We start from the raw sequence: 25,551 nt of genomic DNA, 5'->3' as shown, positions 1-25,551 counted from the left end.
ACGCCGAACGAGTGCGGCGTAGAAATTTTACGGACGCCTGACCCGGCCTGTTCCTCCCGGGAACGGTGTTTTTGACGGCTTCCGGCGAATCGCCGATCACTGCGACCGCGAGTCCCGGTCCCTGAGTGCGCTGACCCCGTTGGTATCGGCGAAATGGTGATACGCATGAGCCTGCCGGCGTGCGTCCCGAAGGCCCCGGGAGGCTGCGGCCTCGATCCGATGTCCGTCGGGATCGAGCGGCATCCGACGGCGGTCGCGCCGTACCAGTACCGTGATCGCCAGAGTCAGCACGGCCACCAGGGCCGCACCTGCGATTGCCATGTACACCATCGTCCCCCGTAATCGGCCCAGGCCACCACGCTACTGGTTCTGACCTTCGCGCTGGAAACCCCCGTCATGACGCCGCGCCTCCTCAGGACTCACCTGGCGCGGAAGCTTCGTCATGCGTGGTGCCATCGCATGGGCGAGGGGTCGGGAGGCCCCCTCGAAGCGGCTCGGGAAGGGGAACTTGCGCTCCAGGAAACTGTGGATGGCGGACCGGGCCGCCGCCCGGGCTGCCGGAGGCGTGTCCACGTCGTTGAGGCAGAAGAAGTCGATGTCCTCGCCGGCCGCGAGACGGGCCAAGCGGCGCCGCATGTCCGGGGTGCCCAACTGGACGTAGCGGAAGCGGTACTGGGCCGGGACGGCCCGTCCCGTCGCGATCGCCCAGTGATGGTGGAGTGTGGACGCCGGGGCGACGTCGGAGGTCGAGCGAAAGCGCGAGAACGCGGTGTGCTCGAGCTCCTCGATGCCGAGATCCTCCATCTCCCGCATGACGGACAGCAGTTGGGGGTGCGGGGTGTGCAGCGACTTGTGGGTGACGTATCTGCCGTGGAACCGACTGATCACCTCGCGCGCGTTCTTGCCGGCGGAGTTGGGCGCCGGTTCGAGCGGGTGCGGGGAACCCAGTCCGAGTTTCAGCGGGGACAGGGGGATGCGGGCGATCCCGTTGCCGTGGAAGAAGTGCTCCGCCCGCACCGGACGGTTGATGAAGACGTCGTCGTTGAAGTAGAGGTAGTGGTCCGACAGGCCCGGAATGTGGTGCAGCCTGCTCTCTATCGCATGGGAGTTGAACACGGGGAGCGCCTCGGCCGGGAGGATGTCCCGGTGGTCGACGACCGTCAGGCCCTGCGCGTCGGGGTCCAGCCAGTCGGGGATCTGCGCGTCGGTCACGAGGTAGACGTGCCGGACGAACCCGGCGTACATGTCCAACGACCGCAGCGCGTACCGCAGTTCGTCATGACTGGTGTAGCGGGACGCACCGGTCTCGCGCGGGGCGATGACATTGCCGGAGAGCTCCTGGTACGCGCGGCGCTTCGCGGCCATCGTGGGGTCGTCCCCGTCGACCCAGGTGTAGACGACGTCCACGGGGAAGCGGACCTCGTCGATGCCCGTCTCGGCGAAGGCCGCGAACGTCGGCACGCTGCGGCGTGGGCCCGTCACGGTGGCCGGCTGCTGCGCCGCCACGGGCAGGACCTCCGAGACGGCGTTGCGGCGCGGCGCGACGAGCGCCGGGCCGTAGACGTCGGCCAGCTGGCGGCCGGGCACGGTGAGCCAGGAGGGGTCGGAGCCCGGTGCCGTGGCCAGGTCCCGGCCGCGGCGCCAGAACTCGATGTCACAGCCCGCCTCAAGACCGCTGAGCACCTGCCCCTCGGGGCCGAGGCGCAGCACGCCGGTGCGGAGCACGGCCGCCCGCCTCATGGCCCGGGGCAGCTTGCCGTCGGCCCAGAGGACCGCATGCGTCACCGTTCCGTCCCGCCCTAAGGCGCCGACGTACTCCGCGGTGTGCGCGAAGCGCTGCGCCGCGCGGGCGAGGACCGCGTCGCGGTACGTCTCCTCGACGCCGATCACCGGCCGAGGCGCCCTGCCGTCGGGGTCGGAGGGGACGAGGAAGTACGGGACCCCGATCGAGTCCAGCAGGGTGCACACCCGCTCGAGGTCGGCTTCGGCGGCGTCCGCGGCCGTATAGGCGGCGACCGTGGGCCCGTACAGCCGCACCGGTCCGAGGGTGGTCCGGCGCAGTCCGGGGAGGGTGGCCCGCAGGCGCCGTCGGGCCCGTGCCCTGCGCAGTGTCCACAGCCGGGCCGAGAGCTGGAGCCGGAGCAGGACCAGCAGCTCCCAGACGGCTCGCAGGCCCGCGGGCCCGGCGAAGTGGTGGCGGATTTCCATGCCGCGACCCCGTCAGTTCCGCTTCTCGAAGGGGCTGGGGAAGGGGAAGTAATGGTCGAGGAACTCGCCCATGCGGACGCCGACCTGCTCGCGCTCCTCCGGCGGCACGTCGACGTCGTTGAGGCAGAAGAAGTCGAAGCGGCGGTTGCGGCGCAGATCGTCGAGGCGCGCCTCGGCGTCCGGGCGGCTGATGTTGACGTACCGGAAGCTGAAGGTGCCCGGTACACCGCGGCCGGTCATCAGCGCGTACTGGTAGAGCAGCGGCGCCGTCATGGCGATGTCCTGCGGGGAGCGGAAACGGGTCGCGGTGGTGCGGCGGATGTCCTCGGCGAAGAGCTCCTCGAGCGTCTGCAGGGTCTCGCGCTGCTGCGGCAGCGGGGTGTGCATGAAGTTGTTCGTCGTCATCCGCCCGAACTTCTCCATCAGCAGCCGCCGGACGTTCTTGCTGGCGGAGTTGGTGGCCGTCTCCTCGGCGTGCGGTTTGCCGATGCCGATCTTGAGCGGGGAGACCGGGACCTTCATGAGCCCGCTGCCGTGGAAGAAGTGCTCCGCGGTGACCCGGCGGCCGACGAACACGTCGTCGTTGAAGTACAGGTAGTGGTCCGACAGGCCCTCGATGTGGTGCAACCGGGTCTCGATGGCGTGGGAGTTGAACACCGGCAGGACGTCCGGCGGGAAGATGTCGCGGTGGTCGACGACGGTGATGCCCTCGGCCCGGTCGTCGAGCCAGTGCGGCTTCTGGCCGTCGGTGACGATGTAGATGTGGCGCACGAAGTCCGCGTACATCGCGAGCGAGCGCAGCGAGTACTTCAGTTCGTCATGGCTGGTGTAGCGGGAGGCGTTGGTCTCCTTGTCCAGGATCTCGGCGGTGCCCCGGCCCTGGAAGCGGGCCCGCTTCGCCCGCATCTCCGGCTCCTCGCCGTCGACCCAGGTGTAGACGACGTCGACGGGGAAGGTCACGTCGTTCACGGTCGGCCGGGTGAACGGGACGAAGCTCGGCAGCTCGCGGTCGCCGACCTGCACGGTGGCCGGCTTCTGCTCGGACACCGGCAGTACGTCGGCGATGCCGTTGCTGCGGGGCGCGATCAGGGACTCGGCGAAGACGTCCTCGGACGCCTGCGGCTGGACCTTGGCGAGGCGCCGGGGGCCGTCGGCGGAGGCGAGGAGCTGCGCCCCGTCCTCCCAGAACTCGACGTCGCAGGCGAGTTCCGGCCCGGAGAGCAACTGGCCCTTGGGCCCCAGGTGGTTCTCGCCGATCCGCAGCGCGGGCGCGGTGCGCAGCGGGGTCGGCAGCACGCCGTCCATGAACAGGGCAGGGTGGCGGAGCTTGCCGCCGGGCAGCGGCCTGCCGATGAAGACGGCCTTGCCCGCGTTCTGCGTCTCGAGGGCGGCGAGGAACCGCTCCCGGTCGACGGCGTTCACGCCGACCGTGTAACGCGTACGCGCGGCCGGCAGCAGGAAGTAGGGGATACCTTCCTGCTCCAGCGCGGCCACGACCAGACCGAGGTTGGAGGCGGCGGCCCCGGCCGCGGTGAAGGCGGACACGACCCGGCCGTAGAGCTGCTGGCCGCGCACCGCCACCGGGCGCAGGACCGGGTCCGTGACCGCGGCCTGCCGGCGTCTTCGCATGGTGCGCAACTGCCATACCCGCTCGGCGGCCTTCCGCTCGACTCGGGGCCGCATCCGCCGGGCAAAAGAGCGCACGGTCACCTTCTGAGCTCCTCTTCACCAACCTCAACACACACTTGCGTTAACGAGACCCGCGCATGTGACGAAAGGTTGTACGAGATATCTCCGAAAGTTAACGTCGCTCATAGCCGGCTCTTTACTTGCCGTGCTAGTCGGTACTTGCCGTGCCAGTCGGTCGTCTTGACGTGTTATTCGGTGATCAGGACCAGCTTCCCGGTGGCTTCGTCGTTCTCCATGTACCGGTGGGCCGCGACGATCTCGTCCAGGCCGAACACCCGGTCCACGTTCGGCCGGTGAAGGCCCGCCTCGACCTCCCGCACGATCCGCTGCAGCACGGCCGCGCCCGCACCGCCCTTGAGGTCGTCGCTGTGGAACGCCGTGAGCCCGGTGCCGGACGGGATCATCGCGATCGGCTCGAAGTCCGGGATCACCCACCCGCTGAGCGAGCCCGACACGCACACCGTCCCGCCACGACGGACCAGGCGCAGCGAGTCCACCGCCGTGTTCGCCCCCACGAGATCCAGCACATGATCGGGACCCTCGGGCCAGATCGCGCGCACGGGAGTCACCAGCGACCCACCGTCGTCGAGGAGCACGTGGTCGACACCTGCCGCGGTCAGCGCGGCGACCTTGCCCGGCTGCCGGGTCGTGGCCGCGGTCTCGAGACCGTAGCCCCGCGCGATCGACGCGGCCGCCATCCCCACCGACGACGTCCCGCCACGGATGAGCAGCCGCCCCTTGCCACCGGGCCCGATCCCCGACGCGTCCAGCGAGCCCTGCGCGGTCAGGTAGGTCTCGGGGAGCGCGGCCAGGACGTCCCACGGCAAGGTGGTGGTGATCGGCATCAGCAGCGAGTTCGGCAGCAACGCGTACTCGGCGTAGCCGCCGTCGAACTCCCGGCCCATCTCGCCCATCACCGCCGCCACGGTCGTCCCCTCCGGCAGCAGCGGATCGGTCGAGGCCGCCACGACTCCCACGCATTCGATCCCGAGCACACGCGGGAACCGCACGCCGGGGGAGTGCCCCTGGCGGGTCCGCAGTTCGGACCGGTTCAGGCCCGCGGCCTTCACCCGCACCAGGCTCCAGCCCTCCCGCACCGCGGGCACGGGCCGCTCCTGGATCTCCAGCACCTCGGGGCCGCCCGCCCCGACACAGACCGCCACGCGCATCGTCGTCGTCATGCGTCCACTGTCACCGGCCGACGGCGTGGCCTGCCACCGGTACGATGCCATGTCATGCCCGTAGGCCGCCAACTTCCCGAATCCGGTTGGACGTCACAGATATGGCCGTCCGGCGGGGCGCACCTGTGGCCGTCGGGCGGGACGAGCTCGGTGCACTCCCATCCTCGTGGGCACCTGGTGTACGCGGCCCGGGGCGTCCTGTCCGTCCACACCGAACGCGGAACGTCGATCGTTCCCGCCAACCGGGTCGCATGGATCCCGGCCGGCTTCTCCCACCACCACCGCGCGCACAGCAGCACCGACATGCGGATCCTCTTCCTGCCCGCGTCCCTGACCCGGCTCGTACCCGGCCGTCCCGCGGTCTTCACGGCTTCCGGCCTCGTCCGCGAACTGCTGCTCACCCTCACCGGCGCGCGCTTCCGCGACGGCGCCGAGAGCGGCTACGACCGCGCGGCGCACGCACGCCTCCGCCGCGTCCTCGTCGACGAACTCCACGAAGCGCGCGAGCAGTCCCTGCACCTGCCGGAACCACGGGACGACCGCCTGCGGGCCGTCGCGCGGATCCTGCGCGCAGAGCCCTCCGACAACACCTCACTCGCCGAACTCGGCCGGACGATCGGGGCCGGCGGCCGCACCCTCAGCCGGCTGTTCCACGACGAACTCGGCATGACCTTCTACGAATGGCGCACGCAACTGCGCATCTACCACGCGCTCGTCCTCCTCGCCGACGGCCACGACACGACCCGCGTCGCCCATGCCTGCGGCTGGGCGAACCCCAGCAGCTTCATCGCGGCCTTCACCCAGATCATCGGCACCACACCCGGCCGCTACCGCAACGGATCCGAGCGCGACCGATGAGTTTGGGTGACGGCCGGGGTCCACCTCTGGACAACCCGAACTGCGTACGAGCTCTGTGAGGGACCATGACCACCCACGCCCTGCCCCCCGTCGTCGACGCCGCAACCTGGGAGCGCAGCCTCGAAGCGCTACGAGCGCGCGAGAAGGCCGCCACGCGGGAACTCGACGCCATCGCCGCGGAACGTCGCCGACTGCCCATGGTGGAGGTGCCCGACTACGTCCTCGAGGGAGAGGACGGCCCCGTCCGGCTGGCGGACGTCTTCGAAGGCAAGTCGCAGTTGATCGTCTACAACCACATGTGGTTCGCCGGCAAGGAATGGCAGTGCCCGGGCTGCACCGGGTTCACCTCGCAGTACACCCGGCTGGAGTTCCTGGACAGCTACGACGCGCGGTTCGTCATCGTCACCCAGGGCCCGATCCAGGAGGCGCTCGCCTACAAGCGGCGCGCCGGCAACAAGATGACCTGGTACTCGACCGCCGGCAGCTCCTTCGGGTCCGACGTCGGCGCACCGCCCGACGGCGGATTCGCGGTCAACGTGTTCCTGCGCGACGGCGACACCGTCTACCGCACCTGGCACACCACCGGCCGGGGCACCGAGCAGCTCGGCCACTCCTTCGCCCTCATCGACCTGCTGCCGTACGGCCGCCAGGAGGAATGGCAGGACTCACCCGAGGGCTGGCCCCAGTCGCCCACATACAGCCGCTGGGCGTCGTCGAAGGACATCGCCGCGGTCTACGGCCCCGGTGCCGGCAACGGCGGGTGAGCGGAGGGCCGGCGCACGGCCTCAGCCCATCGCGTAGGGCGTGAAGTGCGCGGGCGGATGGTCGATGGGCAGGTCGGGACGCCAGTGCGCGAGGATCTGAGCGCTGCACTCGAAGAGATCCTGCCGGGGAAGCCGGTCCAGCGGCCACCACTCCCATCCGCCCACGCTCTCGTCCGGTTGCGTCGAGGGCTGCCCCTGACATGACCTGACGACCGCGCCGACGGTGATCCGCACGACGTCGCCCACGTGGTCGACAAGCGTCCCCAGCAGCGCGACGTCCTCGGTCCGGGCCACCAGGCCGGTCTCCTCGGCCAGTTCACGCACGACGGTCTCCTCGAACGACCTGTCGTACGGCTCCACGGTCCCACCCGGCAACTCCAGCGTCCCGAGCCGATGCCGCCCCAGCAGCAGACCCTCCTCCCGGACCACGATCACGCCGACCCCCACCGCCGACTGCGGCGTCGGAGGGCGGGTGGTGCGGGGCCGGGTCGTGATGCGGCCGCTCTCGGCATGGGATGAATGTGAGTGCAACGGGGTGCCCTTTCGTATGGAGGTGCAGCTTCCCTGACCGCCAAGATATTGGCTGATGGAGGGCGCGTGCGGAGTTGCTTGTGGGCGTTGAGAGACTGGATGGCATGGACATCGTTCGCAGGAACAGCGTCACCGTCACGGGCGACCCGCAGGGACCGACCGTGGTTCTGGCCCACGGGTTCGGATGTGACCAGAACATGTGGCGGCTGACGGTGCCCGCTCTGGCCGAGGACCACCGGGTCGTGCTGTTCGACCACGTGGGCTCGGGCCGCTCGGACGCGTCCGCGTTCTCGCCGGAGCGGTACTCCTCGCTCGACGGGTACGCCCGGGACGTCGTGGAGGTCTGCGAGGCGCTCGATCTGCGCGAGGCGGTGTTCGTGGGCCACTCGGTCAGCGCGATGATCGGCTTGCTGGCCGCGGACATGGCGCCGGACCGGATCGGGGCCCTGGTGATGATCGCCCCCTCTCCCCGGTACATCGACGACGACGGCTACCGCGGCGGCTTCAGCGCCGAGGACATCGACGAACTGCTCGGGTCGCTGGAATCCAACTACCTGGGCTGGTCGGCGGCGATGGCGCCGGTGATCATGCGCAACGCGGAGCGGCCCGAACTCGGCGACGAGCTGACGAACAGCTTCTGTGCCACCGACCCCGACATGGCGCGCGTCTTCGCGCGGACCACCTTCCTGTCGGATTCACGGGACGACCTGAAAAACGTGCGGGTCCCGACGCTGGTGCTGGACTGCACGCACGATGTCATCGCTCCCCGGGAGGTCGGCGCCTTCGTCCACGAGGCGATACCCGGCTCGACGCTGGTCACTCTCGACGCGACGGGGCACTGCCCGCACCTGTCCGCGCCCGAGGCCACCAACGAGGCCCTCCGGACCTTCCTGGCGGGCCTGCGATGATGTGCCGCTCCGACCAGCCCGACCCGCCGGAGGCCGACGACAACAGGACCGCGGACGCGGCGTTCGCGGCGCTCCTCGAGGACAGCGCCGACGAGCTGTACGAGTGTGCCCCGTGCGGATATCTCTCGACGTTGATGGACGGCACCGTCGCGAAGATCAACGCCACGCTGCTGGACTGGCTCGGTCTGGAGCCCGAGGCGGTGGTGGGCCGGATGCGGTTCACCGACATGCTGACCGTGGGCGGAAAGCTGTACCACGAGACGCACTTCGCGCCACTGCTGCGGATGCAGGGCCACATCAGCGGCATCGCCCTGGAGCTCAAGCAGAGCGACGGCCGGCGGATGCCCGTGCTGGTCTCGTCAGCGGTCAAGCAGGGGAGCTCCGGCGAGCCCCTGCTGATCCGCACCACCGTCTTCGACGCCCGGGAGCGGCGCGCGTACGAGGAGGAACTCCTGCGCGGCCGGAAGGCGGCCGAGGAAGCGCGCCGGCAGGCGGAGGCCGACCGGGCGCGGCTGCAGGACGCCCTCGCCGTGCTCCAGCGCTCGCTGCTTCCGGACATTCTGCCGTCCGTACCCGGGCTGGAGACGGCGGCCCACTACCACACCGCCTCCCCGGACCGGCTCGGCGGCGACTTCTACGACCTCTTCCCGATCGACGGCAAGCGCTTCGCCTTCTTCCTCGGTGACGTGTGCGGCAAGGGGCCCCAGGCAGCCGCGGTCACCTCCCTGACCCGCTACACCCTGCGCGCGGCCGCCCTGCACGACCCCGACCCGGTGTCCGCCCTCACCACCCTGAACACGGTGCTCCACGAGCGCTACACCGGCAGCGGCGACCCCCGCCACTGCACCGCCGTCTTCGGCACGCTCGAACCGGACTGCGCGACCGGGCAGTTCGCCGTCCACCTCGCCTCGGGCGGCCACCCACCGGTGCTGATCCTGCGCGCCGACGGCTCCGCCGACTACCTGCCCACCCCCGGTGGCCTCCTCGTCGGCGTGCTGCCCGACGCGCGCTTCAGCACCGCCACGACCGTCCTGGCACCCGGAGACACCCTCCTGCTCTACACCGACGGCCTCACCGAAGCCCGTATCGACGAGGACCGCACCATGTACGGCGAGGAGTCCCTGCTCGCCTTCGCCACCGAGCACGCCGGCAAGCCCCCGCAGACCTTGATCGACGCCCTGACCGGCCTGCTGGACAGCTTCGGGGACGGCCTCGACGACGACACCGCCCTGCTCGCCCTCGGCCTACCGGCCCCCGACTCTCCCACGGAAAACGGACGATGAGCCCTCTGCAGATCACCACCCGAGACGCCGCGACCGGCCCAGTGCTCGAGATCGTCGGCGAGCTCGACTACACCAGCGCAGGCGAGCTGCGTGAACTGATCGCCGGGACCGACCTGAAGCCGGGCCGGCGTCTCGTGCTGGACCTGGCCGGACTGACCTTCTGCGACTCCAGCGGCATCACCGCCTTCATCGCCGCCCGCAACCACGCCCACGCCGCCGGGGCGGACATCGCGCTCGCCGCCGTCCCCGCCAACACACTGCGCGTCCTGCGCATGGTCGGCCTCGACCAGCTCTTCCCCCTGCACCCCGACAGCGACGTCGCCACCCGCGCCTGAGGCACGGAGCCGGATGGGGCAGGCGGACGGGTCAAAGGGCGTAGATCTGCCCCGTCTGGCCGCCCTCCACGGAGCGGACGTAGGCCTGGGCGACCTGGGCGAGGTCGACCGAGCCCATACCCGGGAAGTAGGCGGCGTAGTCGGCGAGGCTTTCCGTGAAGACGTTGGGGCTGACGGCGTTGATGCGTTGCGGGGCGATCTCGATGGCGGCGGCGCGGACGAAGGCCTCCAGGGCGCCGTTGGCCATCGAGGCGGCGGTGCCGGTGGGGATGGGCTCGCGGGCGAGGACGCCGGTGATGAGGGTGAACGAGCCGCGCTCGGCGACGTGGGGGAGTCCCTGGCGGACGAGTTCGATCTGGGCGGACACCTTGCCGGTGAAGGCGGCCTGGTAGTCGTCGGCCGTCATGGCGGCGATCGGCCTGTAGGGCACGTCGCCTGCGGCGCTGACCACCGCGTCCACGCGGCCGACCTGCCGGTAGAGCTCGGCGGTCCGGGACGGGTCCGTGATGTCGCAGCGCACGTCGCCCGCGGTGCGCCCGACGGTGATCACGTCATGGCCGCGGACGGCCAGTTCCTTGTTGACGGCGGTCCCGAGCTTGCCGGTGGCCCCGATCAGCAGAATCTTCATGCCTGTGACGCTACGGCGGGCCCGGCGGGCGAGGGTAATGCCGTTGGTGGAGCACTTATGCTTCACGGTTATGAATGTGGAGGTGCGGCACTTGCGGGCCCTCGTCGCGATCGGCGAGGAGGGGACCATCACGGACGCCGCGCTCGCCCTGCGCATCAGCCAGCCCGCGCTCTCCCGCACCCTGGAGCAGTTGGAGCGCCGTCTGGGCGTACGTCTGGTGGAGCGGACCACGCGCCGGCTCGCACTGACCGAGTCCGGGCAGCGTCTGTGGGAGCAGGCCCGGCGCATCCTCGCCCAACTCGACGACGCCCTGGCCGAAGCGGCCGCCCGGGCGGAGTCCCGGCCGCTGCATCTCGCCTTCGCCTGGGCCGCGCTGGGGCGGCACACCGTACCGCTGCTGCGTACCTGGCGCGAACGGCACCCCGACACCCCGGTTCAGGTACGCCGTCTGGACGACCCCGAGGCCGCCGTCCGCCGGGGGGTGGCGGACCTGGCCGTCCTGCGCACCCGGCCCGCCGGTGAATCCGGCCTGGCGCACACGGTGCTGGCGCACGAGCGGCGGATGGTGGCCGTGCCCGAGGGGCACCCCCTCGCCGGGCGCGACAGCGTCCGCCTGGGCGAGATGACCGGGGAACTGGTCGCGTTGTGCTCCACGGCGGCCACCTCCGGCGTGGAGCTCTGGCCCGAGGGCCGAGCCCCCCGCACCATCGAGGTTCCGGGGGTGGACGAGTGGCTCACGGTCATCGCGACCGGGGAAGCCGTCGGCGTCACGGCCGAAGGCACGGTCCACCACCATCCCCACCCCGGCGTCCGCTACCTCCCGCTCACCGACGCGGACTTCGTCACCGTCCACCTGGCCTGGCCCGCGGTCCCGACCCACCCGGCCACCGAGGCATTCCTGCACCTCGCCCGGCAGCATGCCACCGCCGGCGAAGGACGAGGCCCCAGCGGGTCGTTGCCGGCGTCGTGAAGGATGCCCCCAGGGGGGCGTGGTGCTTACTGCGCCATTGCGGCACGAGATCGTGTCACGACCGGCGTTCGTCCTTGATCCTGCGGAGTTTGCCGAGGGAGCGCTCCAGGGTCTCGGGCTCCACGACGACGACCTCCACGCTCACGCCGACGCCGTCCTTGACGCCCTTGGTGATGGCCTTGGCGGCCGTCGCGCGCTGTTCCGGACCGGCGTCCGGCCGTGCTTCGACGCGGACGGTCATGTGGTCCATCCGGCCGCGCGTGCTGAGCTGGATCTGGAAGTGCGGGGCGACGCCGGGCGTGCGCAGCACGACTTCCTCGATCTGGGTGGGGAAGACGTTGACCCCACGCAGAATGATCATGTCGTCGCAGCGGCCGGTGATCTTCTCGATACGGCGGAGTCCGGCCCGTGCCGTGCCGGGCAGCAGCCGGGTCAAGTCCCTTGTGCGGTACCGGATGACGGGCAGTGCTTCCTTGGTGAGCGAGGTGAAGACGAGCTCGCCGCTCTCGCCGTCGGCGAGGACGTCGTCCGTGATGGGGTCGACGATCTCGGGCACGAAGTGGTCCTCCCACACGTGCAGTCCGTCCTTGGTCTCCACGCACTCCTGCGCGACACCGGGACCCATCACCTCGGACAGGCCGTAGATGTCCACCGCGTGGATGTCCAAGCGCTCCTCGATCTCGCGGCGCATCTCCTCCGTCCACGGTTCGGCGCCGAAGATGCCCACCTTCAGGGAGGTCGAGCGCGGATCGACGCCCTGGCGCTCGAACTCGTCGAGCAGCGTGAGCATGTAGGACGGCGTCACCATGATGATGTCGGGCTCGAAGTCCTGGATGATCTGCACCTGCCGGGCCGTCATGCCGCCCGAGGCGGGAATCACCGTGCAGCCGGCCCGCTCGGCGCCGTAGTGCGCGCCGAGGCCACCGGTGAACAGGCCGTAGCCGTAGCTGATGTGGACCTTGTGGCCCGGGCGCCCGCCGGCCGCGCGGATGGAGCGGGCGATGAGGTCCGCCCAGTTCGACAGGTCGTTCTCGGTGTAACCGACCACCGTCGGGCGTCCGGTCGTGCCGCTGGAGGCGTGGATGCGCCGCACCTCGGACATGGGGACGGCGAACATCCCGAAGGGGTAGGTCTCGCGCAGGTCCGCCTTGGTGGTGAAGGGGAACCGCGCCAGGTCCTCCAGCGTCCGGCAGTCCTCGGGCCGCACGCCGGCCTGGTCGAATTTCCTGCGGTACAGCTCCACGTTGTCGTAGGCGTGGTGGAGCGTCTGCCGCAGGCGCTTCAGCTGGAGGTCTCTCACCTCCTGCCGGGTCATGCGCTCGGCTTCGTCCAGCAAGCCGGACGGAAGGGGCTCACCGCGGCGGGCCGGGGCGCTCGCCGGCGTCTTCGTGTCGCTGATCATTGCGGCTCCTCAGGTTGCGTGTCGCGGATGGTGCGGCTGCGGCCGCGGAAGACCGCGACCACCGCGTCCCCGCGCCTCACGCTCACGTCGTAGATGCCGCTGCGACCGAAGCGGGTGACCTCCTCGGCGGTGGCCGTCAGGACGTCGCCCTCGTACGCCGGGGCGACGAAGGTGACGTCCGCCCCGGACGCGACGGTGACGGGGCCGTGGCTGTTGCAGGCGCAGGCGAAGGCGGAGTCGGCGAGCAGGAACACATACCCGCCGTGGGCGATCCCGTGGCCGTTCACCATTGCCTTCGTCACCGTCATGCGCAGCACGGCGGTGCCTTCGCCCTGCTCGAGCAGTTCGATCCCGAGCCGTTGCGAGGCCTCGTCCGCGGCGAACATGCGCTCTGCGGGTGCCGGAGCCGATTGCGCGGCTTCCGTCATGTTCTGCACCACCTTGTCTCCCGACCGAACATTCGGTTAGCGTGCGGCATGGCCAAGTAATCAAGCCGCCCTGTCGCCTGTCAAGAGGCGATCCAGATGCCGAACGGAGTCCCCGAGGTGCCCGACTTCTTCACCCGCCACCGTGACATGCTGGAACAGGCCGTGACCGCGACCGAGTCCCGGGAGCACTGGACGCCCTATCCCGAATCACCCAGCAGGACGGTGTACGGCGAGGACGCCGCCAAGCTCGGTGAGGCCACGTTCCGCGAGCAGCTAGGCAGGCCCTTCGACCTGCCCGGACACCCGGGGGAGGGGCGCGTGGCGCCCGAGGAGTACTCCCCTTACGGCTTCCCCCTCGGGATCAGCTATCCCCGTGTGACGCCGGACGCGGCGGTGGCCGCGGCGAAGGGAGCCACGTCGGCCTGGCGCGCGGCCGGACCGGACACCAGGGCCGGGGTCGCGGCGGAGATACTCGCCCGCCTGAACGCGGCGAGCTTCGAGATCGCCCACGCCGTCCAGCACACCACCGGCCAGGCGTTCGTCATGGCCTTCCAGGCAGGTGGCCCGCACGCGCAGGACCGCGGTCTGGAAGCCGTCGCCTACGCCTGGGCGGAGCAGAAGAAGCACCCGGCCACCGCTCGCTGGAGCAAGCCGCAGCGCAAGGGCGACGCCCACGTCCTGGACAAGAAGTTCACCCCGGTCGGCCGCGGTGTGTCGCTGCTCATCGCGTGCAACACCTTTCCGACCTGGAACGGCTACCCGGGACTGTTCGCGTCCCTGGTCACCGGCAACCCGGTCCTCGTCAAGCCGCACCCGGGAGCCGTGCTCCCCCTGGCCGTCACCGTGCGCATCGCCCGCGAGGTGCTGAGCGAGGCCGGCTTCGACCCCGACCTCGTGCTCCTGGTGACCGAGGCCCCGGGAGGCAGGGCCGCGGCCACGCTCGCCCTCGACCCGGACGTACGGATCGTCGACTTCACCGGTTCCACCGCGTTCGGCGACTGGCTGGAGACCAACGCCCGCCAGGCCGCCGTGTATACGGAGAAGGCCGGCCTCAACACCGTCGTCCTGGACTCGACCGACGACTACCGCGGTCTGCTCGGCAACCTCGCCTTCTCCCTGTCGCTCTACAGCGGGCAGATGTGCACCACCCCGCAGAACCTGCTGATCCCGCGCGACGGCATCACCACCGACCAGGGCCCGCGGACGGCCGACGAGTTCGCCGACGACCTCGCCGCCGCCCTGGACCGGCTGCACGCCGACCCCGCGCGCGCCGCCGGGACGCTGGGCGCCATCGTCAACGACGGTGTGCGCGACCGGCTGAAGGAGGCGGCCGGCGTCGGCCGTACGGTGCGTGCCTCGGCGACCGTCGAGCACCCCGAGTACGCCGAGGCGGACGTCCGCACGCCGCTGGTCGCCCGACTGGACGCGGACACCGATCGCGAGGTCTTCACCAGGGAGTGGTTCGGCCCGGTGTCCTTCGTGATCGGCACCGACTCCACCGGGCACAGCCTGGACCTGTTCCGCGACACCGTGCGCACGCACGGAGCCCTGACCGCCGCCGTCCACTCCACCGACGACGAGGTGCTGGCCGCCGCCGAAGAAGCCGCCCTGGACGCGGGCGTGCACCTGTCCGAGAACCTCACCGGGCAGGTCTTCGTCAACCAGTCCGCCGCCTTCAGCGACTTCCACGGCAGCGCGGCCAACCCCGCGGCCAGCGCCACCCTGTCCGACGCCGCCTTCGTCACCGGCCGCTTCGCCGTTCTGCAGTCCCGTCGCCCCGTGACCGCCCCCATCGAGGAGTCCGCCTGATGCCCGAAGACGTCTATCTGATCGACGGAGCCCGCACCCCGCAGGGCCGCTACGGCGGCGTCCTGGCCTCGGTGCGCCCCGACGACCTGGCGGCCCTCGTCGTCGGTGAGGCCGTACGCCGCTCGGGCATCCCCGCCGAAGCCGTGGACGAGGTGATCCTGGGCGCCGCGAACCAGGCCGGCGAGGACAACCGCGACGTGGCCCGCATGGCGGTGCTCCTGTCCGGGCTGCCGCACACCGTCCCCGGCTACACGGTCAACCGGCTGTGCGCCTCCGGGCTGACCGCCGTCGCCTCCGCCGCCCACACGATCCGCTCCGGCGAGGCCGACCTGGTCGTGGCGGGCGGCGTGGAGTCGATGACCCGCGCCCCCTGGGTGATGGCGAAGCCCGGAACCCCCTGGGCCAAGCCCGGAGAGGTGCACGACACCTCGCTCGGCTGGCGCTTCACCAACCCGCGCTTCGCGGCCGCCGACCGTGCCGTGCCCGCGGGCGCCGGGCCCGAGACGGTCAAGGTCACGCTGTCGATGGGGGAGACGGCCGAGGAGGTCGCGGCGCTGGACGGCATCACCCGCGCCGACTCCGACGCCTTCGCGCTGCGCAGCCACCAGCGGGCGGTCGCCGCCCAGGAAGCCGGCCGCTTCGACCGCGAGATCGTGGCGGTTCCCGTACGGGACGGCGAAGTCACCCGGGACGAAGGGCCGCGCCCTGCCACCACCCTGGAGAAGCTCGGCGGCCTGCGGACCATCTTCCGCAAGGACGGCATCGTCACCGCCGGCTCGTCCTCGCCCCTCTCCGACGGCGCCGCGGCCCTGATCGTGGCGAGCGCGTCGGCCGTCGAGCGGTACGGGCTCACCCCGCGGGCCCGGATCGTCACCTCCGCCTCGGCCGGCGTCCAGCCCAACGTGATGGGCCTCGGACCGGTGCCCGCCACCGAGAAGGCCCTCGCCCGGGCCGGCTGGCAGACGGCCGACCTGGACGCAGTCGAACTCAACGAAGCCTTCGCCGCGCAGGCCCTGGCTGTGATGCGCCGACTGAAGCTCGACGAGGACAAGGTCAACGCCGACGGCGGCGCCATCGCGCTCGGCCACCCGCTGGGCTGCTCCGGCGCCCGCATCCTGCTGACCCTGCTCGGACGTCTGGAGCGCGAGGACGCGGCGCGGGGCCTCGCCACCCTGTGCGTCGGCGTCGGGCAGGGCATGGCGATGCTGGTGGAGCGGGTATGAGCGACACGGACTACGACACGCTGCTGGTCGAGGAGCGCGACGACCGGGTGATCGTCACCCTCCACCGCCCCGAGGCCCGCAACGCCATCAGCGGCCGCATGATCGACGAACTGCACGACGTCTGCGCCCTGTTGGAGCGCGAACCGCGTCTGCTGCTCCTCACGGGCCACGGCCGGGTGTTCGCGGGCGGCGCCGACATCGCCGAGCTGCTCCGGCGCGGCCGGGACGAAGCGCTTCGGGGCATCAACAGCCGCCTGTTCGAGCGGGTACGGCGGCTGCCCCTGCCCACCGTCGCCGCCGTCGACGGCTGGGCCCTGGGCGGCGGCGCGGAGCTGTCGTACGCGTGCGACATCCGCATCGCCGGACCCGACGCCGTCTTCGGCAACCCGGAGCCGGGCCTGGGCATCCTCGCCGCCGCGGGCGCCTGCTGGCGCCTGCCCGAGCTGGTGGGGGAGTCCGTCGCCAAGCAGGTGCTGCTCGCGGGCCGGAACCTCGACGCACGCGCGGCGCTCGCGGCCGGCCTGGTCATCGACGTCGTACCGGCGGACGAACTGCTCGACGCGGCCCACGCGTTGCTCGACCGGATGGGCCGTTCCTCGGCCACCGCACTGCGCCTGACCAAGCTGGTCGTCGACTCGCCCGGCGCGCATCCGGTCGCCGACGACCTGGCGCAGGCCGTGCTGTTCGAGGGCGAGGACAAGAGGGAGCGGATGACCCGCTTCCTGGAGAAGAGGAGCCGAGCATGAGCAGCGCACCCGCAGTCGTCGCGGTGATCGGCGGCGGCCGGATGGGCGCGGGCATAGCCCAGTCCTACGCGACCGCCGGCTCGGCCGTCACGATCGTCGAGAGCGGCGCCGAGGCGGCCGCCGCCGCACTGGACCGGGTGGCGACGGGACTGAAGCGGGCCGCCGAACGCGACCGGCTGCCCGAGCCCGCCGACCGGATCCTCGCCAGGGTCGGCACCGTGGAGTCGGTGGACGCCCTGCCCGCGGACGCCGACCTGGTCGTCGAGGCCGTGCCCGAGGACCCCGCGCTCAAGGCCCGGGTCCTCGCCGCGGCCGAAGCGGCGGTGAGCGGGACGACCGTGCTGGCCAGCAACACCAGCTCGCTGTCCGTCACCGAACTGTCCGCCGCTCTCACCCGGCCCGGCCGGTTCCTGGGCATGCACTTCTTCAACCCGGTGCCCGCCTCGGAACTGGTCGAGATCGTGCCGGCGCCCGGCACCGAGTCCGCGACCGTGGACGCCGCCCTGGCCTGGACGCACTGCCTCGGCAAGAAGGACGTCGTCGTCAAGGACTCGCCCGGCTTCGCCAGCAGCCGCCTCGGCCTCGCCCTGGGGCTGGAGGCCATCCGCATGGTCGAGGAGGGCGTGGCGGAACCCGAGGCCATCGACGACGCGATGCGCCTCGGCTACAAGCACCCCATGGGCCCGCTCCGCCTGACCGACCTGGTCGGCCTGGACGTGCGCCTGGCCATCGCGGAACACCTCCACGCCACCCTCGGCGAGCGCTTCGCCCCACCGCAGCTGCTGCGCGACAAGGTCGCCCGCGGCGAACTCGGCCGCAAGAGCGGACAGGGGTTCTACGCATGGCGGTGACCCAGGCCGGCGAGGGCACCGTCGGCTACACCCTGGGCGACGGCGTGGCGGTCGTCGAGCTGCGCCGTCCGTCGGCGGGCAACGCCCTCGACGCGGCCCTGCGCCGCGGGCTGCTGGCCGCCGTGCGGCAGGTCCGCGCGGACGGCGACCGGGTGCGCTCGGTCCTCCTGGCCGCGCGGGGCCGGCACTTCTGCGTCGGCCAGGACCTCAAGGAGCACGCGCACGCCCTCGAGACCCGCCCGGAGTCGGCCTTCGACGTCGTGCGGGAGGAGTACAACCCGCTGGTGACGGAGTTGCGCGCCCTGCCGCAGCCGGTCGTCGCGGCCGTCGAGGGCGCCTGCGTCGGCGCCGGGCTCGGCCTCGTGCTGTGCGCCGACGTCCGGGTGGCCGCCCAGGGGGCGCGCTTCGCCACCGCGTTCACGGGCATCGGCCTGGCGGCCGACAGCGGGCTCAGCGGCTCACTGGCGCAGGCGGTCGGCCCCTCGCGGGCGGCCGCGCTCATGCTCCTCGGCGATCGCTTCGACGGCGGGGAGGCCGAGCGGTGGGGTCTCGTCCACCGCGTCGTGGCGGACGGCACGGCGGCCGAGGAGGGGCTGGGCCTGGCCCGGCGTCTGGCCGGCGGCCCCGGGGCCGCGTACGGCGAGGTGAAGGCACTGCTGCGCACCGCGGCGGACGCCGACCTGCCCGGACTGCTGGAGGCGGAGGCCGTGGCGCAGGAGCGGCTCGGGCGGACGGAGGACCACCGTGGCGCCGTGCGCGCCTTCCTCGACGGACGGCAGCCGGACTTCACCGGGAACTGATCACGCTGCGGCACTTGCAGAAACCCAGGATTCTCGGCATATCATGGACCGAACGAACGGTCGGTTGGGATTGGTGATACGGATGACGGCACAGCAGGCCGACGCGTCGGCCCCCGACGGCGCTCCGCCCGCGCTGCAGGAGCACTTCGAGGCGACGATCGAGCGCGATCAGCGCATCGAGCCGCGCGACTGGATGCCCGAGGGATACCGCAGGACGCTGATCCGGCAGGTCGCGCAGCACGCGCACTCGGAGATCATCGGCATGCAGCCGGAGGGTGAGTGGATCACGCGCGCGCCGTCACTGCGCCGCAAGGCGATCCTGTTCGCCAAGGTCCAGGACGAGGCGGGACACGGCCTCTACCTGTACTCGGCGGCCGAGACCCTCGGCGCCGACCGTGCCGAGCTCACCGAGCGGCTGATCGAGGGGCGCCAGAAGTACTCGTCGATCTTCAACTACCCGACGCTGAGCTTCGCGGACGTCGGCGTGATCGGCTGGTTCGTGGACGGCGCCGCCATCTGCAACCAGGTGCCGCTGTGCCGTTCGTCCTACGGCCCGTACGCACGCGCCATGGTGCGGATCTGCAAGGAGGAGTCCTTCCACCAGCGGCAGGGCTACGAACTGCTGATGACGATGATGCGCGGCACCGAGGCCCAGCGGGAGATGGTGCGGGACGCGGTGAACCGCTGGTGGTGGCCGTCCCTGATGATGTTCGGCCCGCCCGACGAAGCCTCGCCCAACTCGGCGCAGTCCATGGCCTGGAAGATCAAGCGGCACAGCAACGACGAACTCCGTCAGCGCTTCGTCGACATGACCGTCCCGCAGGCCGAGAAGCTCGGCGTCACCCTGCCCGACCCGGAGCTGCGCTGGAACGAGGAGCGCGGCCGCCACGACTTCGGCACGCCGGACTGGGACGAGCTCATGCGGGTCATCAAGGGAGACGGCCCCTGCAACACCGAACGGATCGAGCGGCGACGAGCCGCTCACGAAGACGGCGCCTGGGTGCGCGAAGCGGCCAGTGCGCACGCTGCCAAGCAGGCGGCCCGCGCTGCGAAGGGAGCGGTGGCATGACCTCCGGCAAGCACGGTTGGCCCCTGTACGAGGTGTTTGTGCGCGGCAAGCGCGGCCTCAACCACGTCCATGTCGGCTCGCTGCACGCCGCCGACGACGCGATGGCGCTGACGCACGCGCGGGACCTCTATACCCGCCGCAACGAGGGCGTGAGCATCTGGGTGGTGCGCTCCGAGCACATCGCCGCCTCCACCCGCGACGAGAAGGACCCGTTCTTCGCCCCCAGCGCGGACAAGGTGTACCGCCACCCCACCTTCTACGACATTCCCGACGACGTCCCCCACATCTAGGAGCAGGGCATGAGTGACGACCACGTCTACATGACCCTCGCCGAGGGACACGACGACGGCGACGCCCGCTGGGCCTTCGGCACGGGTTTCGAGGACCCGCTGCACGGCGTCAGCACGGCCGTTCCCGAGAACGTCGACCGGGACGAACTGGCCGCGATCTGCCTGGCGCTGGGCGACGACGCCCTCGTCACCGCCCAGCGGCTGGCCGAATGGACCACGCGCGCACCGGAGTTGGAGGAGGAGGTCGCCCTCGCCAACCTCGGCCTCGACTTCCTCGGCCAGGCCCGGCTGCTCTACGCCCGCTGCGGCCAGGTCGACGGCACGGAGCGCGGCGAGGACGCGTACGCCTACTTCCGTGACGCGGACGAGTTCCGCAACGTACGCCTGGCCGAACTGCCCAACGGGGACTTCGCGTTCTCCGTCGCCCGGCTGCTGGTCCTCTCCAGCTGGCGCCTGGCCCACTTCGAGCGGCTCGCCGGCTCCGCCGACCCGGTGCTCGCCGCCATCGCCGCCAAGGGCGTGAAGGAACTGACCTACCACCGGCAGTACGCGGCCGAATGGGTCGTCCGGCTGGGCGACGGAACGGACGAGTCCCACCGGCGCATGCAGGACGGCCTCGACCAAGTGTCCGCGCACCTGGGCGAGTTGTTCGCCGCCCACGATGCCCGGACCGCGGTGCTCGCGGTGCTGGAGCAGGTCACCGGGGCCGCGGGCCTGAACCTGCCCGACATGCCGCAGCCGGCCGCCGCCGGCGGACGCGAGGGCGCCCACACCGAGCACCTCGCCCCGCTGCTGGCGGAACTGCAGGCTGTGGCCCGCGCCCACCCGGAGGCGACATGGTGACCACGCTCACCGCCGACCGGCGCGCCCGGCACATCGCCGAGCAGGTGCCCGACCCCGAGCTGCCCATGCTCACCCTCGCCGACCTCGGCGTGCTGCGGGACGTGACGGTCGATGCGGACGGCACGGTCGTCGCCTCCCTCACGCCGACGTACTCGGGGTGCCCGGCCATGGCCGAGATGCGTGCCGGTGTCGCGGCGAGCCTCAAGGGTGCCGGCTACGAGCAGGTGGAGGTCCGCACGGTCCTGGACCCGCCGTGGTCCAGTGACTGGATCACCGCCGAGGGCCGCCGCAAGCTCGCCGAGCACGGGATCGCGCCGCCCGGACCGGCGCCGCGCCCCTCGGCGGGCCCGGTGCCGCTCCTGCTGTCCCCGACCCGGCGTGTGGTGCCCTGCCCGCGCTGCGGCGCGACGGACACGGAGGAGACCTCCCGCTTCGGCGCCACCTCCTGCAAGGCGTTGTGGCGCTGCCGCGCCTGCCAGGAACCGTTCGAGTACGTCAAGGAGATCTGATGGAGGACCTGTTGGCCACCGACGCCGCCGCCCCCTCGCCGGTGCGACGGGCCCGCCGGCGTCCGGCCTTCCACCCGCTGCGGGTCGCGGACGTGCAGCACCTGTGCGAGGACGCCGTCGCGGTGAGCTTCGACGTGCCCGAGGAACTGGCGCAGGAGTTCGCCTTCGAGCCGGGCCAGTCGCTCACCCTGCGCCGTGAGGTCGAGGGACGGGACGAGCGGCGCTCGTACTCCATCTGCTCCCCGGCGGGTTCCCGGCCCCGCATCGGTGTCCGCGTGGTACCCGGCGGTCTGTTCTCCTCCTGGCTGGTGAGCGAGATCAAGCCCGGCGACACCGTCGAGGTGATGGGTCCGGTGGGTGTGTTCACCCCCGACCTGACCACGCCCGGACACCACGTGCTCATCGCGGCCGGCTCGGGCATCACGCCCATGGTCTCCATCGCCGAGTCCGTCCTCGCCGCCGACGACGGCTCACGCGTCACCCTGTTCTACGGCAACCGCCGTACGGACTCGGTGATGTTCGCCGACGAACTGGCCGACCTCAAGGACCTCTACCCCGCCCGCTTCCAGCTCGCGCACGTGCTGTCCCGGGAGCCGCGCGAGGCCGACCTGCTGACCGGCCGCCTCGACGCGGACCGTCTCGCCGCGCTCGTCGACGGCCTGGTCGACGTCTCCGAGGCGGACCACTGGTGGTTGTGCGGCCCCCACGGCATGGTCCTCGAAGCCCAGAAGGTCCTCACGGAACTGGGGGTGCCCGAGAGCCGGATCCACCAGGAGCTCTTCTTCGCGGGCGAGGAGCCGTTCTCTCCGGTGCGGCACGAGGAGACCAAGGCCGACGGCCCGGTCAGCGAGGTCACCATCGTCCTGGACGGCCGTAGCACCACCTCCGCGCTCTCCCGGGAGTCCTCCATCCTGGACTCGGCCTCCCGCGTACGCTCCGACCTGCCGTTCGCCTGCAAGGGCGGAGTCTGCGGCACCTGCCGCGCCCGGGTGACCGAGGGCGAGGCGGACATGCGGCGCAACTACGCGCTGGAGCCCGCCGAGGTTGACGCCGGCTATGTGCTGACCTGCCAGACCTTCCCCTGCTCGGACACCCTGACCGTCGACTACGACTCCTGAGGTGCGGCTGCCCGCCCGGGCAGTAGTTGAACGTGTTCAAAACCTCTGTCATGATGCGTCGTGTCGCTGGGATCGCCGGTCGAGGGGGCCACGCCATGACGAGTTCACTGCTCATGACGCGAGGCCGCGTCCGCGCGGCCTCGGCCGAGGGTGAGACGGTCGCGGGGGGCACGGCCCCGACACGGATCCTCGACTGGCGGCATCCGCAGGTCGCTTCGCTGCTGCGGCGCATCGACATGATCGACATGACGGCCGGCCCGGGAGGCGCCGCGGATCCGGCCCACCGGATGGCCGCTCTGCGCCAGGCCCACCGGTGTATCGCCGCGACCGTACGTCCGGTGTACTCGGTGGATGACGCGCGGCCCGTGTCCCAGGTGCTGCGCCGCGGCCGCGGGTCGTGCAGCCAGCGGCTGGCCGTGCTGGAATCCGTGGCGCGGGCTTCGGGGGTGCCCACGCGGGTGCGCGGGCTGCTGGTGGACGGGACGTTCTGGTATCCGCGGTTCCCCCGGTTGCGGCGGCTCGTCCCGCACCAAGTGGTGCTCGCCTGGCCGGAATTCCGCCTCGAGGGCCTGTCGGCGGCGGACCACTCCACGGCGCCCTGGCTGCCCGTGTCGGAACTCTTCGGCGATCTGGGTGAGTTGAGCGAGGGCGCCGGCGGTGGCTTCACCAACTCCGGCGCGGAGACGCTGTTCGAGGCGTTGTCCAGGACGGCGATCGACTGGGACGGGTCGACCCTCTGCCCGGCCTCCGGCGCGGCGTGCGACCTCTCGGCGTACGTCCTGGCCGACCTGGGCCACTTCGACTCGCGCGACGCACTCTTCGCCCGGCACGGACAGACGCTCTGCCCGACGGCGAGGACCGTCGCCGAGCCGGTCCTCGGGCGCCGCGCGGCGGGCGTCTAGCGGCCGCGGGGTCGATCAGGCGGATCCCTCCAGGGCCGCGCGCCACACCGGGCTGTCGACATAGTGGTTGTCGAAGCGCTCGGAGGACTCGGCGATCTCCTTCGGGTCCGCCTCGCCCCGCATCACCCGGCCGAGCAGACGCAGGTAGTCGAACCTGCCCATGCCGGGGGTGAAGACGAACAGGACGTCCGCCTCGCGGTCCGGCGCTGCCGCGAAGGCGTGCGGGGTGTGGGGCGGAACCGCGAGGAAGTCGCCTTCCTCGAGGACGGTGACCTCTTCGCCCACCAGGACCTTGAGTGCCCCGCCGATCACGAAGAACAGTTCCGACGCCCGGGTGTGGAAGTGGGCCGGAGCCCCCACGGCCCCCTTCGCGAAAGTGGACCGGTAGGTCGTGAAGCCGCCCGCGGTGCCGTCCGAGTCGGCGAGCAAGGTCATGACGCTGCTCGGATCGGCACAGGTCTCGGCCTCGGCCTTGCGGGTCAGAACGGCGGCGGGCGGCAGGTTGGATGCGGACATGCTGGGTACCCCTCGATTTCCCTCAGCCTTGATAATCTCAACATTGAGATAAAAGCAGCCCGGGTCTCTCAACGTCAAGTGTCTTAACGTTGAGATGATGCCTGTTCGAGGGAAGTGGTGGAGATGAGCGATGTCGTCGACGCGATCGTCGGCCAGTGGACCGAGGAGCGCCCCGACCTGGCGGCGGACCTCTGGCCGGTGGAGCTCCTGGCCCGGATCCAGCGGCTGGCCCGGGTCGTCGACAGATCTGCCCGGGCCTCGGCGGCCGCGCACGGAGTGGAGCACGGCGAGTTCGACGTGCTCACCACGCTCCAGCGCTCCGGGCCTCCCTACGCCCTCACTGCGGGCACCTTCCTCAAGGCGTCCATGGTCACCTCCGGCGCCATCACCAACCGCATCGACAGGATGGAGGCCAAGGGCCTGGTCGAGCGGGTGCGTGAGGGCGACGACCGGCGCACCGTCAAGATCCGTCTCACCGAGCACGGGCACGAGGTCGCCCGGGCCGCCTTCGCCGACCACCTCGCCGACTACGCCCGGCTGCTCGCCGGCGTCGACCGCGATCTGGTCGAGCGGACGGCGCACGGACTCCGGCAGGTGCTGGAGACCCTGGGGGACACCACGAGCGAGTGAGGGCCGGTCGAGTGGAAGGCCCGGGCGTTCAGGATGCGTTCAGGCAACTGCTGCCAAGGTCTTGTGCGGCGATCGCCGGTCCGCGGTCGCCCAGCTCGGGGCGCTCACCCCCGCCGCGGGGGCCGGGCGCCCTGCTGTACGACCTCACAAGGAGCCCCACACCTTGCGACAGCCGGAAGTCCTCACCGACCTCGACGCCGCGAGCACGCGGACGTCGGTGATGAAGAAACTGCCCGAAGTCACACTGGTCTTCTGGATCATGAAGATCGCCGCGACGACGCTGGGCGAGACCGCCGGAGACCTCTTCTCCCAGACCCTCCAACTGGGCTACTTCCTCACCACGATCGCCCTGTTCCTGATCTTCGTGGTGACACTGGTCGTCCAACTCCGCTCCCGTCACTACAACCCGTTCTTCTACTGGACCGTGATCCTGTCGACCAGCATGGCCGGCACCACGACGTCCGACTTCATGAACCGCGACGCCAGCTCCAAGTACCTTTCGGGCAGCGCCACTTCGCTCGGCTGGGGACCGCAGGGACTGGGCCTCGGCTATCCGGTCGGCGCGGCGATCCTGATCTCGATCCTGCTGATCATCTTCACCTTGTGGAAGCTGAGCGGGATGACCTTCCAGATCCGCGACATCGTCACCTTCCGCGGCGAGGCGCTGTTCTGGTCGGCCATCCTCGTCTCCAACACGCTCGGCACCTCCATGGGTGACTTCCTGTCCGACAGTTCCGGCCTCGGGTACGCGGGCGGCGCGCTGCTCGTGACGGCGGCGCTCGCCGTACTGGTCGCGCTGATGAAGGCGCCCGCGGTGCCGAACGTACTGCTGTTCTGGATCGGCTTCGTCCTGACCCGCCCGCTGGGCGCCACGGCCGGCGACTTCCTGACCAAGCCGGTCGACAAGGGCGGCATGAACCTCGGCACGGCGGGCTCTTCGGCCGTCCTGCTCGCCGTCCTCCTCGGCCTGATGGCCCACGCGCAGGTCCGGGAACGCAAGGCCGCCGCCGAGTACATGACGGAGCGTGAGCCGGTCACCCGACGGGCCGACTGAGAGCGG

General features: G+C 71.2%; 27 protein-coding genes. 19 read left to right on the top strand and 8 right to left on the bottom strand.

Annotated elements, in window-relative coordinates; genetic code table 11:
* Positions 1–360: 360 nt before the first annotated feature.
* The 3 genes from ACIBN2_RS29480 to ACIBN2_RS29470 form a co-directional block, all read right to left on the bottom strand.
* Positions 361–2,208, bottom strand: coding sequence for a stealth family protein (locus ACIBN2_RS29480; protein WP_399138767.1), 1,848 nt, complete (start codon positions 2,206–2,208; stop codon positions 361–363).
* A gap of 12 nt (positions 2,209–2,220) precedes the next feature.
* A complete protein-coding gene (locus ACIBN2_RS29475; protein ID WP_399138766.1) occupies positions 2,221–3,918 on the bottom strand; it encodes a stealth family protein in 1,698 nt (565 codons plus the stop codon).
* 167 nt (positions 3,919–4,085) lie between these two features.
* A complete protein-coding gene (locus ACIBN2_RS29470) occupies positions 4,086–5,078 on the bottom strand; it encodes a zinc-binding dehydrogenase (RefSeq protein ID WP_399138764.1) in 993 nt (330 codons plus the stop codon).
* Between the two features lie 150 nt (positions 5,079–5,228).
* Here ACIBN2_RS29470 and ACIBN2_RS29465 point away from each other — a divergent pair, with 150 nt between their 5' ends.
* Both ACIBN2_RS29465 and ACIBN2_RS29460 read left to right on the top strand, forming a co-directional pair.
* Positions 5,229–5,936 (top strand): AraC family transcriptional regulator, encoded by a 708-nt coding sequence (locus ACIBN2_RS29465; protein ID WP_399138763.1) that lies wholly within the window; start codon positions 5,229–5,231, stop codon positions 5,934–5,936.
* Between the two features lie 65 nt (positions 5,937–6,001).
* Complete coding sequence (locus tag ACIBN2_RS29460; RefSeq protein ID WP_399138761.1) at positions 6,002–6,700, top strand: DUF899 domain-containing protein; 699 nt, start codon at positions 6,002–6,004, stop codon at positions 6,698–6,700.
* Between the two features lie 21 nt (positions 6,701–6,721).
* Here the strand turns inward: ACIBN2_RS29460 and ACIBN2_RS29455 are convergent, their stop codons facing one another.
* On the bottom strand, positions 6,722–7,135 hold the full coding sequence (locus ACIBN2_RS29455) for an NUDIX domain-containing protein (protein WP_399138759.1): 414 nt from the start codon (positions 7,133–7,135) through the stop codon (positions 6,722–6,724).
* Positions 7,136–7,335: 200 nt separating this feature from the next.
* On the opposite strand from ACIBN2_RS29455, the gene ACIBN2_RS29450 reads away from it, so the two are divergent.
* From ACIBN2_RS29450 to ACIBN2_RS29440, 3 genes are read left to right on the top strand one after another with little or no spacing between them, the layout of a single operon-like run.
* Complete coding sequence (locus tag ACIBN2_RS29450) at positions 7,336–8,139, top strand: alpha/beta fold hydrolase (RefSeq protein ID WP_399138757.1); 804 nt, start codon at positions 7,336–7,338, stop codon at positions 8,137–8,139.
* Positions 8,139–9,422 (top strand): PP2C family protein-serine/threonine phosphatase, encoded by a 1,284-nt coding sequence (locus tag ACIBN2_RS29445; RefSeq protein ID WP_399138988.1) that lies wholly within the window; start codon positions 8,139–8,141, stop codon positions 9,420–9,422. The genes ACIBN2_RS29450 and ACIBN2_RS29445 overlap by 1 nt, the downstream gene beginning before the upstream one ends.
* Entirely contained in the window at positions 9,419–9,757 is a 339-nt protein-coding gene (locus ACIBN2_RS29440; RefSeq protein ID WP_399138755.1) for an STAS domain-containing protein, read from the top strand. The genes ACIBN2_RS29445 and ACIBN2_RS29440 overlap by 4 nt, the downstream gene beginning before the upstream one ends.
* A 31-nt stretch (positions 9,758–9,788) precedes the next feature.
* Here ACIBN2_RS29440 and ACIBN2_RS29435 read toward each other — a convergent pair whose 3' ends face one another.
* Positions 9,789–10,385: a short chain dehydrogenase gene (locus ACIBN2_RS29435; protein WP_399138753.1), complete on the bottom strand. Its 597-nt coding sequence runs from the start codon at positions 10,383–10,385 to the stop codon at positions 9,789–9,791.
* Positions 10,386–10,455: 70 nt separating this feature from the next.
* Between ACIBN2_RS29435 and ACIBN2_RS29430 the strand changes: the two genes are divergently transcribed.
* Entirely contained in the window at positions 10,456–11,355 is a 900-nt protein-coding gene (locus ACIBN2_RS29430) for a LysR family transcriptional regulator (protein ID WP_399138752.1), read from the top strand.
* A 55-nt stretch (positions 11,356–11,410) separates the two neighbouring features.
* Here ACIBN2_RS29430 and paaK read toward each other — a convergent pair whose 3' ends face one another.
* Together paaK and paaI are read right to left on the bottom strand one after the other, a co-directional pair.
* Positions 11,411–12,757 (bottom strand): phenylacetate--CoA ligase PaaK, encoded by a 1,347-nt coding sequence (gene paaK, locus ACIBN2_RS29425; protein WP_399138750.1) that lies wholly within the window; start codon positions 12,755–12,757, stop codon positions 11,411–11,413.
* A complete protein-coding gene (paaI, locus tag ACIBN2_RS29420; protein ID WP_393869206.1) occupies positions 12,754–13,185 on the bottom strand; it encodes a hydroxyphenylacetyl-CoA thioesterase PaaI in 432 nt (143 codons plus the stop codon). The genes paaK and paaI overlap by 4 nt, the downstream gene beginning before the upstream one ends.
* 96 nt (positions 13,186–13,281) lie before the next feature.
* On the opposite strand from paaI, the gene paaN reads away from it, so the two are divergent.
* From paaN to ACIBN2_RS29365, 11 genes are all read left to right on the top strand, one after another.
* Positions 13,282–14,994 carry a phenylacetic acid degradation protein PaaN gene (gene paaN, locus ACIBN2_RS29415; protein WP_399138747.1) on the top strand — a complete coding sequence of 571 codons (1,713 nt, stop codon included), beginning with the start codon at positions 13,282–13,284 and terminating at the stop codon, positions 14,992–14,994.
* Positions 14,994–16,217 carry a thiolase family protein gene (locus ACIBN2_RS29410; RefSeq protein ID WP_399138745.1) on the top strand — a complete coding sequence of 408 codons (1,224 nt, stop codon included), beginning with the start codon at positions 14,994–14,996 and terminating at the stop codon, positions 16,215–16,217. Before paaN ends, ACIBN2_RS29410 begins: the two co-directional genes overlap by 1 nt.
* On the top strand, positions 16,214–16,963 hold the full coding sequence (locus ACIBN2_RS29405) for an enoyl-CoA hydratase/isomerase family protein (protein ID WP_399138743.1): 750 nt from the start codon (positions 16,214–16,216) through the stop codon (positions 16,961–16,963). The genes ACIBN2_RS29410 and ACIBN2_RS29405 overlap by 4 nt, the downstream gene beginning before the upstream one ends.
* Positions 16,960–17,814, top strand: a complete 855-nt coding sequence (locus ACIBN2_RS29400) for a 3-hydroxyacyl-CoA dehydrogenase family protein (RefSeq protein WP_399138742.1) — start codon at positions 16,960–16,962, stop codon at positions 17,812–17,814. The genes ACIBN2_RS29405 and ACIBN2_RS29400 overlap by 4 nt, the downstream gene beginning before the upstream one ends.
* Positions 17,805–18,614, top strand: a complete 810-nt coding sequence (locus ACIBN2_RS29395) for an enoyl-CoA hydratase/isomerase family protein (RefSeq protein ID WP_399138740.1) — start codon at positions 17,805–17,807, stop codon at positions 18,612–18,614. The genes ACIBN2_RS29400 and ACIBN2_RS29395 overlap by 10 nt, the downstream gene beginning before the upstream one ends.
* Before the next feature lie 82 nt (positions 18,615–18,696).
* Positions 18,697–19,683 carry a 1,2-phenylacetyl-CoA epoxidase subunit PaaA gene (paaA, locus tag ACIBN2_RS29390; protein ID WP_399138738.1) on the top strand — a complete coding sequence of 329 codons (987 nt, stop codon included), beginning with the start codon at positions 18,697–18,699 and terminating at the stop codon, positions 19,681–19,683.
* Positions 19,680–19,973 (top strand): 1,2-phenylacetyl-CoA epoxidase subunit PaaB, encoded by a 294-nt coding sequence (gene paaB, locus ACIBN2_RS29385; protein WP_399138737.1) that lies wholly within the window; start codon positions 19,680–19,682, stop codon positions 19,971–19,973. The genes paaA and paaB overlap by 4 nt, the downstream gene beginning before the upstream one ends.
* Before the next feature lie 9 nt (positions 19,974–19,982).
* Positions 19,983–20,816 (top strand): 1,2-phenylacetyl-CoA epoxidase subunit PaaC, encoded by an 834-nt coding sequence (paaC, locus tag ACIBN2_RS29380; protein ID WP_399138735.1) that lies wholly within the window; start codon positions 19,983–19,985, stop codon positions 20,814–20,816.
* Positions 20,810–21,325, top strand: a complete 516-nt coding sequence (gene paaD, locus ACIBN2_RS29375; protein WP_399138733.1) for a 1,2-phenylacetyl-CoA epoxidase subunit PaaD — start codon at positions 20,810–20,812, stop codon at positions 21,323–21,325. The genes paaC and paaD overlap by 7 nt, the downstream gene beginning before the upstream one ends.
* Positions 21,325–22,443 (top strand): 1,2-phenylacetyl-CoA epoxidase subunit PaaE, encoded by a 1,119-nt coding sequence (gene paaE / locus ACIBN2_RS29370; protein WP_399138731.1) that lies wholly within the window; start codon positions 21,325–21,327, stop codon positions 22,441–22,443. The genes paaD and paaE overlap by 1 nt, the downstream gene beginning before the upstream one ends.
* Positions 22,444–22,538: 95 nt before the next feature.
* A complete protein-coding gene (locus ACIBN2_RS29365; protein WP_399138730.1) occupies positions 22,539–23,345 on the top strand; it encodes a transglutaminase domain-containing protein in 807 nt (268 codons plus the stop codon).
* Positions 23,346–23,360: 15 nt separating this feature from the next.
* Here the strand turns inward: ACIBN2_RS29365 and ACIBN2_RS29360 are convergent, their stop codons facing one another.
* Complete coding sequence (locus ACIBN2_RS29360) at positions 23,361–23,861, bottom strand: cupin domain-containing protein (protein ID WP_399138728.1); 501 nt, start codon at positions 23,859–23,861, stop codon at positions 23,361–23,363.
* Between the two features lie 123 nt (positions 23,862–23,984).
* On the opposite strand from ACIBN2_RS29360, the gene ACIBN2_RS29355 reads away from it, so the two are divergent.
* Both ACIBN2_RS29355 and ACIBN2_RS29350 read left to right on the top strand, forming a co-directional pair.
* Positions 23,985–24,491, top strand: a complete 507-nt coding sequence (locus tag ACIBN2_RS29355) for a MarR family winged helix-turn-helix transcriptional regulator (RefSeq protein ID WP_399138726.1) — start codon at positions 23,985–23,987, stop codon at positions 24,489–24,491.
* A gap of 163 nt (positions 24,492–24,654) precedes the next feature.
* The gene (locus tag ACIBN2_RS29350) at positions 24,655–25,545 is read left to right on the top strand and encodes a hypothetical protein (RefSeq protein ID WP_399138724.1); all 891 of its coding nucleotides are present in this window, start codon (positions 24,655–24,657) and stop codon (positions 25,543–25,545) included.
* Positions 25,546–25,551 lie beyond the last annotated feature (6 nt).

Source organism: Streptomyces sp. NPDC050534 (genome assembly GCF_044457745.1).
Lineage (GTDB): Bacteria > Actinomycetota > Actinomycetes > Streptomycetales > Streptomycetaceae > Streptomyces.
The sequence above is the reverse complement of the archived record's forward strand: the minus strand, read 5'-3'. Positions and strand labels throughout refer to the sequence as shown.

Bases quoted from the DNA above. Each gene is read 5' to 3' on its own strand.
- ACIBN2_RS29480 (WP_399138767.1), bottom strand. From the start codon at position 2,208: ATGGAAATCCGCCACCACTTCGCCGGGCCCGCGGGCCTGCGAGCCGTC.
- ACIBN2_RS29470 (WP_399138764.1), bottom strand. From the start codon at position 5,078: ATGACGACGACGATGCGCGTGGCGGTCTGTGTCGGGGCGGGCGGCCCC.
- ACIBN2_RS29460 (WP_399138761.1), top strand. From the start codon at position 6,002: ATGACCACCCACGCCCTGCCCCCCGTCGTCGACGCCGCAACCTGGGAG.
- ACIBN2_RS29450 (WP_399138757.1), top strand. From the start codon at position 7,336: ATGGACATCGTTCGCAGGAACAGCGTCACCGTCACGGGCGACCCGCAG.
- ACIBN2_RS29445 (WP_399138988.1), top strand. From the start codon at position 8,139: ATGTGCCGCTCCGACCAGCCCGACCCGCCGGAGGCCGACGACAACAGG.
- ACIBN2_RS29440 (WP_399138755.1), top strand. From the start codon at position 9,419: ATGAGCCCTCTGCAGATCACCACCCGAGACGCCGCGACCGGCCCAGTG.
- ACIBN2_RS29435 (WP_399138753.1), bottom strand. From the start codon at position 10,385: ATGAAGATTCTGCTGATCGGGGCCACCGGCAAGCTCGGGACCGCCGTC.
- ACIBN2_RS29430 (WP_399138752.1), top strand. From the start codon at position 10,456: ATGAATGTGGAGGTGCGGCACTTGCGGGCCCTCGTCGCGATCGGCGAG.
- paaK (WP_399138750.1), bottom strand. From the start codon at position 12,757: ATGATCAGCGACACGAAGACGCCGGCGAGCGCCCCGGCCCGCCGCGGT.
- paaI (WP_393869206.1), bottom strand. From the start codon at position 13,185: ATGACGGAAGCCGCGCAATCGGCTCCGGCACCCGCAGAGCGCATGTTC.
- paaN (WP_399138747.1), top strand. From the start codon at position 13,282: ATGCCGAACGGAGTCCCCGAGGTGCCCGACTTCTTCACCCGCCACCGT.
- ACIBN2_RS29410 (WP_399138745.1), top strand. From the start codon at position 14,994: ATGCCCGAAGACGTCTATCTGATCGACGGAGCCCGCACCCCGCAGGGC.
- ACIBN2_RS29405 (WP_399138743.1), top strand. From the start codon at position 16,214: ATGAGCGACACGGACTACGACACGCTGCTGGTCGAGGAGCGCGACGAC.
- ACIBN2_RS29400 (WP_399138742.1), top strand. From the start codon at position 16,960: ATGAGCAGCGCACCCGCAGTCGTCGCGGTGATCGGCGGCGGCCGGATG.
- ACIBN2_RS29395 (WP_399138740.1), top strand. From the start codon at position 17,805: ATGGCGGTGACCCAGGCCGGCGAGGGCACCGTCGGCTACACCCTGGGC.
- paaA (WP_399138738.1), top strand. From the start codon at position 18,697: ATGACGGCACAGCAGGCCGACGCGTCGGCCCCCGACGGCGCTCCGCCC.
- paaB (WP_399138737.1), top strand. From the start codon at position 19,680: ATGACCTCCGGCAAGCACGGTTGGCCCCTGTACGAGGTGTTTGTGCGC.
- paaC (WP_399138735.1), top strand. From the start codon at position 19,983: ATGAGTGACGACCACGTCTACATGACCCTCGCCGAGGGACACGACGAC.
- paaD (WP_399138733.1), top strand. From the start codon at position 20,810: ATGGTGACCACGCTCACCGCCGACCGGCGCGCCCGGCACATCGCCGAG.
- paaE (WP_399138731.1), top strand. From the start codon at position 21,325: ATGGAGGACCTGTTGGCCACCGACGCCGCCGCCCCCTCGCCGGTGCGA.
- ACIBN2_RS29365 (WP_399138730.1), top strand. From the start codon at position 22,539: ATGACGAGTTCACTGCTCATGACGCGAGGCCGCGTCCGCGCGGCCTCG.
- ACIBN2_RS29360 (WP_399138728.1), bottom strand. From the start codon at position 23,861: ATGTCCGCATCCAACCTGCCGCCCGCCGCCGTTCTGACCCGCAAGGCC.
- ACIBN2_RS29355 (WP_399138726.1), top strand. From the start codon at position 23,985: ATGAGCGATGTCGTCGACGCGATCGTCGGCCAGTGGACCGAGGAGCGC.